The 12023-nt window shown below is 68.3% G+C and carries 11 protein-coding genes; 5 read left to right on the top strand and 6 right to left on the bottom strand.

All coding sequences use genetic code 11. From position 1 onward, the window contains the following. Positions 1-37 precede the first annotated feature (37 nt). The 6 genes from ABE488_RS11240 to ABE488_RS11215 all read right to left on the bottom strand — a co-directional run bounded on the left by ABE488_RS11240 (position 38) and on the right by ABE488_RS11215 (position 6852). Entirely contained in the window at positions 38-448 is a 411-nt protein-coding gene (locus tag ABE488_RS11240) for a DUF4124 domain-containing protein (protein ID WP_346448404.1), read from the bottom strand. A gap of 120 nt (positions 449-568) precedes the next feature. Continuing rightward, on the bottom strand, positions 569-1480 hold the full coding sequence (locus ABE488_RS11235) for a GNAT family N-acetyltransferase (protein WP_346442501.1): 912 nt from the start codon (positions 1478-1480) through the stop codon (positions 569-571). Between the two features lie 238 nt (positions 1481-1718). After that, positions 1719-2120, bottom strand: a complete 402-nt coding sequence (locus tag ABE488_RS11230) for a hypothetical protein (protein WP_346448403.1) — start codon at positions 2118-2120, stop codon at positions 1719-1721. A gap of 135 nt (positions 2121-2255) precedes the next feature. Beyond that, positions 2256-3551, bottom strand: coding sequence for a replication-associated recombination protein A (locus ABE488_RS11225; protein WP_346448444.1), 1296 nt, complete (start codon positions 3549-3551; stop codon positions 2256-2258). 165 nt (positions 3552-3716) lie between these two features. Then, positions 3717-4361, bottom strand: coding sequence for an outer membrane lipoprotein chaperone LolA (gene lolA / locus ABE488_RS11220; RefSeq protein ID WP_346448401.1), 645 nt, complete (start codon positions 4359-4361; stop codon positions 3717-3719). Between the two features lie 112 nt (positions 4362-4473). After that, on the bottom strand, positions 4474-6852 hold the full coding sequence (locus tag ABE488_RS11215; protein WP_346442507.1) for a DNA translocase FtsK 4TM domain-containing protein: 2379 nt from the start codon (positions 6850-6852) through the stop codon (positions 4474-4476). 254 nt (positions 6853-7106) lie between these two features. Between ABE488_RS11215 and trxB the strand changes: the two genes are divergently transcribed. The 5 genes from trxB (at position 7107) to infA (ending at position 12022) form a co-directional block, all read left to right on the top strand. Then, entirely contained in the window at positions 7107-8069 is a 963-nt protein-coding gene (gene trxB / locus ABE488_RS11210) for a thioredoxin-disulfide reductase (RefSeq protein ID WP_346442509.1), read from the top strand. 51 nt (positions 8070-8120) lie between these two features. Continuing rightward, on the top strand, positions 8121-9374 hold the full coding sequence (locus ABE488_RS11205; RefSeq protein ID WP_346442511.1) for a DUF2254 domain-containing protein: 1254 nt from the start codon (positions 8121-8123) through the stop codon (positions 9372-9374). Next, on the top strand, positions 9371-10504 hold the full coding sequence (locus ABE488_RS11200) for a GNAT family N-acetyltransferase (RefSeq protein WP_346448399.1): 1134 nt from the start codon (positions 9371-9373) through the stop codon (positions 10502-10504). The genes ABE488_RS11205 and ABE488_RS11200 overlap by 4 nt, the downstream gene beginning before the upstream one ends. Then, the gene (aat, locus tag ABE488_RS11195) at positions 10501-11271 is read left to right on the top strand and encodes a leucyl/phenylalanyl-tRNA--protein transferase (protein ID WP_346448442.1); all 771 of its coding nucleotides are present in this window, start codon (positions 10501-10503) and stop codon (positions 11269-11271) included. Before ABE488_RS11200 ends, aat begins: the two co-directional genes overlap by 4 nt. A 532-nt stretch (positions 11272-11803) precedes the next feature. Further along, positions 11804-12022, top strand: coding sequence for a translation initiation factor IF-1 (gene infA, locus ABE488_RS11190; protein WP_047138142.1), 219 nt, complete (start codon positions 11804-11806; stop codon positions 12020-12022). The last annotated feature ends 1 nt before the right edge of the window (position 12023 follow it).

Below are 12023 nucleotides of genomic sequence, written 5' to 3'. Positions count from 1 at the left end.
AGCGGGGCGCAGTGGGCGCAGCCGCGCTCGTCAGTCGCTAGCGGCCCGGAGCACGCGGGTGATTGCAAAGCTGGGATACAAGGCTCGCATTCGCGCGGATGCTTTCGATTGTGCGATGGCCGCGCGCACCATTGACCACAGCGCGAACAGGTTCGCAAAGAGCGTCGGACTTGACGCGACCGTCGGCATCCATGACACGACCGTACGTGGGTGAAAGTGCGTCAGGCGAACCGCCTGTGGTCGGCACAAAGTTGCGCACAACCCGCCCTCCGACCTCAATGTCACGGTTCGTGTCGTAGGTACGATCGATGCGCTGGCCTTCGGGGCAGCGTTCGGATTGGTACGTGACCGCTCCCTGCCAGTTCACGCACTTGTAGACGTGTTGGGCCAAGGCCGGTGCCGACACGACGAACATCACCGCGAACGCGGCGACTCTCCTGACATCCATGATGCAAAACTCCATCCCCTGTATGACGGAGTGTAAGCCTGCTTATGTGCCGCGTCACGTGACCGGACAGCGCGTGGCCAACTCGGCGGAAAGCTTGGCCGCCAGCGCCCTACCCGACGTCTAAAGATGAAAGTTCCCGAACGATTCCGGTTGGTAGATCACCTTGTCGATCCGGATATGGCGCGTGCGATCCCCCACTCTCCAGTCGAAGGCATCGCCTTCTTGGTAGCCGAGGATCGCGGCGCCGACGTCGGAGAGGATCGAAAGTTTCCCGGAGCGGTCGTCGGCATCTTGCGGATAGACGAGCTCGACTTGCGCCTGATCGTGGTCCACCTGCAGCACCACTCTGGAATTCATGGTGACGACATCGTGCGCGACAAGCTGCGGATCCACGACGATCGCGCGCTCGATCTCGTGTTCAAGCTCGACAACAGCTGCCCCTTGCTCGAACGCAATCAGGCTCTCGAGACGGGCTTTGTCGATCTCAGTGACGTAGATGTCGGTCGCTTTTGCCAGGACGCCTTCGCGCAGCAACTGGAGATATCGAGCAGAGGTCATGGATAGGGAGTTCAGCGTGGGTACTTCGGCTTTGCGCACAAAGCCGCAGCGCTCAAAGCCCTTGAGCGAGCGCGTGTTGCCCGGCTGAATCTTGGCGATGACGGTATCGGCCCGCATGTCGAGGAAGGCGAGCTTCAGGCCTTCCCGGATGGTGCTGCCGCCGAGTCCGCGCCCCCAGTTGTCCTGGTCGCCGATGACCAGGACGATTTCGCACTCGGTGCCTGTCTTCACCAGGCGGACGAAGCCGACCGGGACATCGTTCCGGTCGTAGGTCATGAAGAATCGGCCGCCCTGATTGAACAGATGTGTCAGGATCGGCATCTGCGTCCGGTCGACGGCCTGCGCGATGAATCGAGACACGCTGCGGGAGTCGCTGAGGTAGCGCGTCACGCACTCATCTTCCAACCAGTCCATCAAAAGCAGTGCGTGTGTCCGCGTGATCTCGGGACGCAACGAAACAAACGGCTTCTTCATCTTCGCCACCTTGGTCGCAAGAATGAAAGCCTGTCACGACCGCTGCCGTGCTGGTTCTTTCCGTCAAAGCTGGAAATTATAGGTCCGATCTCATGCGCGCCCAAGGAAGGGGCGCATGTAGTGCCCGCTTTCCCGTGATCGCATCAGGTGCGGCGAGGCATGCGCAGCGCTTGGCCCGCTCGACGGTGAACCTGACAAATTGTGCCCTGCCCAAAGGAGCCTGCTTCAGCGCTGCCGACTAGCGGATCCCGCGGTGGTTGCAGGCCGAAGAGACCGCATCGTTGAGCCGGCGCAGGTCGTCGTAGCGGCGCTTCAAGCCGAGGCGGGCCAGCGTCGTGTCGCGGTGCGCGCGAGCCGCGATGCAGCGCGCATGCCGGTCATCGCGCGTCGCGGCGGACCGGCGGGGCGCATGGAGGCGGCGCGCACGCACCGTTCGTGGACGCGCCGAAGGGGTGTTCGACGTCACCTGGACCGGTTGCGCCACAACGGGCGCCGGGCGCAAATCGGCGATCTCCCAGGTCCGCAACGTCGCGCCCGCGCAGGCCTGCGACTGGTAGACGATGCCGCCGGCGGCCTCCCGGCACTTGTGCAGCGACTGAGCAGTTGCCGGCAGCACGCACAGCACCAGCAGCGCGAACATCGACCTTCGCATGGGCTCCATCCTGGGCGCGATCTTGGACGGATACGGTGCCGTGTCGTCGGGCCTGGCGCATCGGCGCTCCGGCCAATCAGCCTAGGGCTGGCCCGCGCGAGCGGATCGGGGATTGCCGCGGCGTCAGTCGTCGCGTGCGGCGCGGGCCGCTTCGCGCGCGGCGCGTAGCTGGTCGAGCTTGTCCTTGAGCTTGATCTCCATGCCGCGGGCGACGGGCTGGTAGTAGAGCCGCTCACCCATCGCATCCGGGAACCCGGTCTGGTCGAGTGCGATGCCGCCTTCGGCATCGTGATCGTACTGGTAGCCCGTGCCGTATCCGAGTTCCTTCATCAGCTTGGTCGGCGCGTTGCGGATGTGCATCGGCACTTCCTGCGTGCCGTATTCGCGCACGTCGCGCTTGGCCTGGTTGAAGGCCATGTACGCGGCGTTCGACTTGGCGGTGCTGGCCAGATAGATCGCCACTTGCGCCAGGGCCAGGTCGCCCTCGGGGCTGCCGAGCCGGTCGAAGGTGTTCCAGGCGTCGATCGCCATCTGCAGGGCTCGCGGGTCGGCCAGGCCGATGTCCTCGACCGCCATCCGGGTCAGCCGCCGGGCGAGATAGCCGGGGTCGCAGCCGCCGTCGAGCATGCGTGCCAGCCAGTACAGCGCCGCGTCGGGGTTGGAGCTGCGCACCGATTTGTGCAGCGCCGAGATCTGGTCGTAGAACTGCTCGCCGCCCTTGTCGAAGCGGCGGGTGCGGTCGGCCAGGACCTGCTCGATCGTGCCGGCGGTGACCTCTCCGCCCTCGCCCGCCAGTTCGGCGGCGATTTCCAGCAGCGTCAGCGCCCGGCGCACGTCGCCGTCGGCAGCCACCGCGATCAGCCGCAGCAGGTCGTCGGCGATGTGCAGCGTGCGGTCGCCCAGGCCGCGCTCGGGGTCGGCGAGCGCACGGCGCAGCGCATCCTGGATGTCGTCGGGCGAGACCGCTTCCATCACGTGCACGCGGCAGCGCGAGAGCAGCGCGGAATTGAGCTCGAACGACGGGTTTTCGGTGGTCGCGCCGACGAACACGATCGTGCCGCGCTCGATGTGCGGCAGGAACGCGTCCTGCTGGGTCTTGTTGAAGCGGTGCACCTCGTCGACGAACAGCACCGTGCGTCGGCCGCCGTCGAAGCGGTGCGCGGCCTCGGCCAGCACCTGGCGGACCTCGGGCAGGCCCGACAGCACGGCCGAGATCGCCTTGAACTCGGCATCGGCATAGCGCGCCAGCAGCAAGGCCAGCGTGGTCTTGCCGCAACCCGGCGGCCCCCACAACACCATCGAGTGCACCTTGCCGGCCTCGACCGCGGTGCGCAGCGCTGTGCCCTCGGCGAGCAGGCGACGCTGGCCAACCATTTCGTCGAGGCTGGCCGGACGCATGCGCTCGGCGAGCGGACGCATGGCGCTGCGGTCGACCTGCAGCAGGTCGCCGGTCAACGAGGCGGCGGACTTGGCGGAACGGGACACGAGGCAGCTGCGCGGGACAGAAGACGGGTCTTCACAATAGCAAGCCGCCGTCGCAACCCGTGCGACGGCGGCAGAGATCAGCCGATGGGATCGAGCAGGCTATTCGTCGCCGCCGACGACGTCGACGCCGGCCGGCGGGGTGTAGCGGAAGGTCGAGGCGGCGAACGTGGGATTGCGCTTCCAACCGCTGAAGCCGATCGTCGTGCGCTGGCCGAGGCTGTCGAGGATCTCCATCCGCGCCAGGCCGCCGTCGTTGCCGAACCCCAGCCGCGCGTTCTCGAACGCGGCGCCCTCGACCTGCTTGGGCCGCAGTTGCAGCCACGACAGGCCGTCGCGCTCGCCGGCCGATTCGACGACGAAGTCGCGGTCGAGTCGGGATGGGTCGATCAGCGCCGCCAGCGGGCTGTCCTGCTCCTCGCTACCCTGCGGGCGGCGCGTGACTTGCTGCAGGTCGGGGTCGTAGACCCAGACTGTCCTGCCGTCGGCGACGATCAGCTGCGGGTACGGTTTGACGTACTCCCAACGGAACAGGCGCGGCGCCGACAGCGCCACGGTGCCGCTCGCACTCTCCTTGACGCGGCCATTGCCGTCGGCGACCTGCTGCGTGAACTGGCCCTCCAGCCCCTTGAGGCCGCGGGTGAAGGCGTCGAGCTGGGCGCGCGCATCGGTGGCCTGGGCAAGCCCTGCGGCCAGCAGCACGGAGGCGGCGACGAGCCAGCGGGAATGACGGAAGATCGGACGCATCCTTGGACCTCGGCTGATCGGGAATCGTTGCGGTGAGTGTGCGAATCGGTGCCTGAATGCGACGCCGACATGCGCCTGTCGGACGCATGCCGCGGCATCGACTGTTCAGCCGTCAGCGCGGCGGCGGCGGTGCGAGCACGCTGCGGTCGCCATTGTGCTCGGGCGGGCTGACCACGCCGGCCATCTCCATCGCCTCGACCAGGCGGGCGGCGCGGTTGTAACCGATCTTGAGCCGGCGCTGCACGCCGGAGATCGACGCGCGGCGGGTCTCGGTGACGATCTTGACCGCCTCGTCGTACAGCGGGTCGCTCTCGTCCCCGCCACCGCCGCTGGCCTCCGGCAGGCCGGTCGCGCCGACCACGGTGCCGTCGCCCATCGTCTGCACCTCGTCGAGCACGCCTTCGATGTACTCGGCCTTTCCGCTCTGCTTGAGGTGCTCGACGACGCGGTGCACCTCGTCGTCGGAGACGAACGCGCCATGCACGCGTTCGGGCATCGCGGTGCCCGGCGGCAAATAGAGCATGTCGCCGTTGCCGAGCAGAGTCTCGGCGCCGGACTGGTCGAGGATCGTGCGCGAGTCGATCTTGGAGCTGACCTGGAAGGCGATTCGGGTCGGGATGTTGGCCTTGATCAGGCCGGTGATGACGTCGACCGACGGGCGCTGCGTGGCCAGGATCAGGTGGATGCCTGCTGCACGGGCCTTCTGCGCCAGGCGCGCGATCAGTTCTTCGACCTTCTTGCCGACGATCATCATCATGTCGGCGAATTCGTCGATGAAGATGACGATGTAGGGCAGCGGCTCGAGCAGGTCGGCGACCTCCCCGCTCTCGGGGTTGGGCCGGAACAGCGGGTCGGACAGCGGCTGGCCGGCGTCCTGGGCGTCCCTGACCTTCTTGTTGAAGCCCGCGAGGTTGCGCACGCCCACCGCGCTCATCAGCTTGTAGCGACGCTCCATCTCGGCCACGCACCAGCGCAGGCCGTTGGCGGCCTCCTTCATGTCGGTGACGACCGGTGCGAGCAGGTGCGGGATGCCCTCGTAGACGCTCAATTCGAGCATCTTCGGGTCGATCATCAGCATTCGCAGGTCTTTGGGCGAGGCCTTGAACAGCAGGCTGAGCACCATCGAATTGACCGCGACCGACTTGCCCGAGCCGGTGGTGCCGGCGACGAGCAGGTGCGGCATGCGCGCCAGATCGGCAACGACCGGATTGCCGCTGATGCCCTTGCCCAGCGCCAGCGTCAACGGGCTGGCCGATTTGTCGTATTCCTTGGAGTCGAGCAACTCGGTGAGATAGATCATCTCCCGGCGCACGTTGGGGATTTCCAGGCCGATCACCGACTTGCCGGGGATCACGTCGACCACGCGCACAGCCTTGACCGACAGGCCGCGGGCGATGTCCTTGTCCAGCGAACTGATCTGGCTGACCTTGACGCCTGGCGCGGGCTCCATCTCGAAACGCGTGATCACCGGGCCCGGCTGGGCCTCCTTGACCTCGACATCGATGCGGAAGTCCTTGAGCTTGAACTCGATCTGCCGCGAGAGCGTATCGAGCGTCGCCTCGTCGTAGCCACTCGGCTGGGGCTTGGGCGGATCGAGCAGCGACAGCGGCGGCAGGTCCGAGCCATCGGCATTGACGCCCTGGAACATCGGAATCTGCTGTTCGCGCTTGGCGCGCTCGCTTTTCTCCACGACCGGCGGGACCACCGGCGCTTCGATCTTCACCGGCGCGCGCTTGGCGCGCAATTCGGTCTCGATCTTGCGCGCCTCGGTGCGCTCCTCGCGATGCTCGCGCGCAGCCTTCCACTCGGTGGCCTGCTTGCTGCTGCGGCGCAGCAGCGGCGGCAACTTCAGGATCCAGCCGCCGATGCGGTCCATCAGCGCGAACCACGACAGGCCGGTCGCCAGCGTCACCGACACCAGGAACAATGCGATCAGGAACAGGTTGCCGCCGACCTGGCCGAAGGCGCCCGACAGCGAGCGCCCGACCAGCCGCCCGAGGATGCCACCGCCGCCGGCCGGATAGCCGGCCAGCACGTCGAACCGCAGCGCCAGCAGGCCCGCGGCCGAGATCAGGAAGCCGACGATGCCCACCAGTCGCAGCGCGGGGCCGAAGTCGGCGCGGCCTTCGCTGCCCGCGTCCATGCCGAACAGCGCGATCCAGGCGACCGCACCGAGGATCGGCGGCAGCAGGTAGGCCATCAGCCCGCACAACTGCAGCAGGATATCGGCCGTCCACGCGCCGACCGGTCCGCCGACGTTGTGGATCTCGGTCGCCACCACCCCGCCCTGCGTCGACCAGCTCGGATCGGTGTTCGAGTAGGTGACCAGGCACGCCAGCAGGTACAGCAGCAGCGGCGCGGTGACGATCAGGGCGATGTCGCGCAGCAGCCGCTGGCGCCGCGGATTGGGCGCAGCGGCGGCCGTCGCCTTCGCGGTGGCCTTTTCGGCGCCGCGGGCGCGCTTGACGCGATCTGAGAGCGGACGTGCCACCGTGGGTAATTACCTGAGGAATTCGATACAGGTCGTTGATATTACGCCAAGCTCGGCTCCGCTGCAGCGCGACTTGGGACGGCAGCTGCGGCGGCCCCAGGGGCATCCGGGGTTGGCGCGGGCCAGCCGCGTCGCCCAGCGCGACGAGCGACGCTGCGTTGCGCGCGGCGGCCTCCGGCGCGCCTTGTCTTGCCGGGAGCGGGACGCCAAGCTATGCGTCACACACGCCGCAGTGCGATCAACCGCGAGTCTACATGAGCTCTTCGAACGGCCCCCGCCACATCCGTCTGCTGATCCTGGGCTCCGGCCCCGCCGGCTGGACCGCCGCCGTCTACGCGGCGCGCGCCAACCTCAAGCCGGTCGTCGTGACCGGCATGCAAATGGGCGGCCAGCTGATGACCACCACCGAGGTCGACAACTGGCCGGGCGATGCCCACGGCCTGCTCGGCCCGGACCTGATGGCGCGCATGCAGGCGCACGCCGAGCGCTTCGACACCGAGGTCGTGTTCGACCACATCCATACCGCCGACCTGTCCCAGCGCCCGTTCCGGCTCAAGGGCGACAGCGGCGAGTACACCTGCGATGCGCTGATCATTGCCACCGGGGCGACCGCCAAGTACCTGGGGCTGCCGTCGGAGGAAGCCTTCAAGGGCCGCGGCGTGTCGGCCTGCGCGACCTGCGACGGCTTCTTCTACAAGGATCAGGACGTGGCCGTGGTCGGCGGCGGTAACACCGCGGTCGAGGAAGCGCTGTATCTGTCCAACATCGCCCGCAAGGTCTACCTGGTGCACCGCCGCGACACGCTGCGCGCCGAGAAGATCATGCAGGACAAGCTGTTTGCGAAGATCCAGGCCGGCAAGATCGAGCCGGTGTGGCACCACACCGTCGACGAGGTGCTGGGCAACGACGCCGGCGTGACCGGGCTGCGGGTGAAATCGGTGCATGACGGCGCGACCCGCGACCTCGACGTGCACGGTTTCTTCGTCGCGATCGGCCATACGCCCAACACCACGCTGTTCGAGGGCCAGTTGGCGATGCACAACGGCTATCTCGAGATCCGCTCAGGGATTGACGGCAATGCGACTTCAACCAACGTGCCGGGCGTGTTCGCCGCGGGCGATGTCACCGACCAGCACTATCGCCAGGCGATCACCTCGGCGGGCTTCGGCTGCATGGCCGCACTCGATGCCGAACGCTTCCTCGATCAGCAGGGCTGATCGCGGAAGCGTCGCGCAGGCGGACGCGCGCGACGCGGCCGGCCGCCTGCCGTGACCGTCGAACAACTGCGCCTGTTCGCGCGCCGCCACGGCCGGCGCATGTGGGTCCGTGCGACCGTGTATTGCGCGCTGGGGGTGGTCACCGCGCTGGTCGGCGCGCTGGTCAAGACCTGGATCCCGGAGTCGCTGGCCGGCCGGATCGGCGCCGACTCGGTCGGCAATCTGCTCAGCATCCTGGCCGCCTCGATGCTCGCGGTCACCACGTTCTCGCTGTCGACGATGGTTTCGGCCTACAGCTCGGCGTCGACCGGTGCGACGCCGCGCGCGACGCGCCTGCTGATCGCCGACAGCGCGGCGCAGAGCGCGCTGGCGACGTTCATCGGCGCCTTCCTGTTCTCGGTGGTCGGCCTGATCGCGCTGAGCACCGGCCTCTACGGCGACAGCGGCCGCGTGGTGCTGTTCGCTGCGACGGTGCTGGTGATCGTGCTGATCACGCTGACCCTGTTGCGCTGGATCGAGCAGTTGTCGAGCTTCGGCCGGCTCGGCGCGACGATCAATCTGGTCGAGGCAACCACGCGCCGGGCGATCCGGGCGCACCTGCGCGATCCCCACCTGGGCGGTGCGCCGGGCATGGGCGCGCCCGAGGGCGGGCATCCGGTGGAGGCCGGGCGCGTCGGCTACATCGAACACGTCGACGTGGCGCGGCTGGCGCAGATCGCGAGCGATCAAGGCGGCGTCGTGCATGTGCTCTGCCGCCCGGGCACGTTCGCCGTGCCGGGACGACCACTGCTGGTACTGGAGGGCACGCCGCCGGATGCCGACACCCGCGATGCGCTGCGCGACGCCTTCACGATCGGCGACGAACGCAGTTTCGACCAGGATCCGCGCTACGGGCTGGTCGTGCTGACCGAGATCGGCAGCCGGGCGTTGTCGGCCGCCACCAACGACAGCGGCACGGCGATCGATGTCGTCGGTACGGCCACCCGACTGCTCTGCGAATGGGCGGCCACGGACACGGCCGGCGACGGCCCGCACCATGCGCGTGTGTTCGTGCCGGCGATTGCGATTGACGATGTCTTCGAGGATGTGTTCCCGCTGCTGGCGCGCGACGGCGCGGGCCTGCTGGAGGTCGGCATCCGGCTGCAGAAGGGCCTGGCGGCGATCGCGGCGACCGGCAACCCGGCGTTCGCCACGGCGGCGCGCCGGCAGGCGACGCAGGCGCACGCCCGCGCCCTCGATTCGATGACCTTCGAGGGCGATCGCGCGGCGCTGCGGGACGCGACGGCGAAGGCCTGGGGCACGTGAGCAGCCTGCGCATCGTACGCAGCCTCGATGCCATCGCCGCCGAGGAGTGGGACGCACTGTCGGACGCCGGCCATCCGTTCGTCGCGCATGCCTTCCTCGCGGGCCTGGAATCGGAAGGCTGCCTGCGCGCGGACTGGGGCTGGACCCCGCACCATCTGACCCTGTGGGACGCCAACAGGCTTGTGGCGGCCGCGCCGACCTACCTGAAGGCGAACTCCCACGGCGAATTCGTCTTCGACCACGCCTGGGCGCACGCCTATGCCCGCCATGGGCGGGACTACTTCCCCAAGCTGCTGTGCGCGGTGCCCTACACGCCGGTGACCGGGCCGCGGCTGCTGGCGCGCACGCCTGCGGCGCGGACGGCACTGCTCGAGGCGATGCGCGAGCAGGTGGGCGCCGCGCAGTTGTCGTCGGCGCATGTGAACTTCCATACCGACGCCGAGGCCGTCGCGTTCGACGATGACTGGCTGCCGCGGGTCGATGTGCAGTACCACTGGTGCAATCCCGGCGACTGGGCAACGTTCGACGATTATCTGGGCGCGATGGACCACAAGCACCGCAAGAACATCCGCCAGGAACGCGCCAAGGTCGCGCGCGCCGGTGTCGACTTCCGGGTGCTGCACGGCGACGAGGCCAGCGACGACGACCTGGCGACGATGCACGGCTTCTACCTGCAGACCTTCGCCGAGTACGGCAATTCGCCGGCACTGACGCTGGATTTTCTGCGTCACCTGGCACGCACGATGCCGCGGCAGCTGGTGCTGGTGTTCGCGGACCTGGCCGGCGTGCCGGTCGCCGGCGCGCTGTGCCTGCGCGGCGGCGACACGCTGTACGGCCGCTATTGGGGGGCGCACATCGCCCTGCCCGGCCTGCACTTCGAGACCTGCTACTACCAGGGCATCGCCTATTGCCTGCGCGAGGGCCTGCGCCGCTTCGAGCCCGGCGCGCAGGGCGAGCACAAGCTCGCGCGCGGGTTCTTGCCGGCGTTCGTGCACAGCCGCCATTGGATCGCCGATCCGCAGTTCCGCGAGGCGCTGCGCGACTGGTGCGCGCAGGAAGCCGAAGCGATCGGCGGCTACGCCGCTTCGCTTGGCCGCAGCGGCCCGTTCCGCGCGGACGCGCTGCGCTGAGCCTGCACCTGCCGCAGTTGGACAGCGATCCGCTGGCGCCATTTCCGCCGGTGGCCTCGGCGCTGCGGCGCCCTGACGGCCTGCTGGCCTTCGGCGGCGACCTGTCGGTGACCCGGCTGGCCAATGCCTACCGGCAGGGCATCTTTCCTTGGTACTCCCAGGGCCAGCCGATCCTGTGGTGGTCGCCCGACCCGCGCACCGTCTTCGAGACTGCAACCTTCACGCTGCCGCGGCGCTTTATCCGCCAGTTGCGGCGCAGCGAGTGGCAGGTCCGCGCCGACACCGCCTTCGAAGCGGTCGTCGCGGCCTGCGCGTCGGCACCGCGCCCCGACCAGGACGGCACCTGGATCACCGACGCGATGCAGGCCGCCTACGCCGCACTGCACCGCGCAGGCCTGGCCCACAGCGTCGAGGTCTTCGACGGCGACCGGCTGGTCGGCGGCCTCTACGGCGTCGCGATCGGCCGGATGTTCTTCGGCGAGAGCATGTTCAGCCGAACCTCCGGCGGCTCCAAGCTCGCGCTCGGCGCGCTGGCCCGCCAGCTCCATCGCTGGCAGATGCCGCTGATCGACGCTCAGGTCGGCAATCCGCACCTGGAAGCATTGGGCGCCACGCAATGGCCCAGACCCCGATTCGCCGCGGCCATCGCCGCCCTGGTCGAGCAGCCGCCACCGGTCGCGGGTACCTGGACGCAGGCGTTCGGCGTCCAGCACGCCGCGACGTTCGCCCGGCGTAGCGCGGACGAGACGTCTGCCGGGCCAGCTTGACCCGCCTCGACCTCAGGACTGGCGGACAATCCGTAAGAATTCTTCGCCGAAGCCAGGGGAATCCTGCCTCTGCGCTCGATCGGTGCGTTCGTCTTCGTCGCGCGCGTCGCGCCGGCCGGGGACTGCTCCTCGGCTCGGTCAGCCATCCCTGGCTGACTCGCCGCCGCGCGCCATCCCTGGCTCGCTATCGCAATCCCCAGCCGGCCGGACGCACTGAGCCCCGACAGTGCGCGACTTTGTCCAGCAGGCCCCGAAGTCGGGTTGCAGACGTCCATGGCAGCGGACCGGTGGTCGGTGACCGCGTCGAGCGCGCCATGGATGGCGCGCGCTCGAGTCAAGGCAGGATGCCTTGCCGAGGGGAGAGCGGCTTCCGGCCACCAGGCTGCTGCCCACCCGGAGTAGGACTCACACGTCCGCACTCAGCCCATCACAAGGGCGCAGCCTTTTGCATCGGTGCGGCAGCCGTGCCACAATACCCGACTTTGCCGGCGCGGCTTCAGCGCGGCTCCCTAACGACGAGTACCCAACACGAATGGCGAAAGACGACGTCATCGAATTCGAAGGCTCGGTCTCCGAGACGCTCCCGAACACCATGTTCCGCGTCAAGCTCGAGAACGGCCACGAAATCATTGCGCACATCTCCGGACGGATGCGCAAGAACTACATCCGCATCCTGACCGGCGACCGGGTCAAGGTCGAGATGACGCCCTACGACCTCACCAAGGGTCGCATCACCTACCGCATGAAGTAAG

This window comes from Luteimonas sp. TWI662 (genome assembly GCF_039673825.1).
Classification (GTDB): Bacteria; Pseudomonadota; Gammaproteobacteria; order Xanthomonadales; family Xanthomonadaceae; genus Luteimonas.
This window is presented reverse-complemented; position numbering and strand designations above follow the sequence as displayed.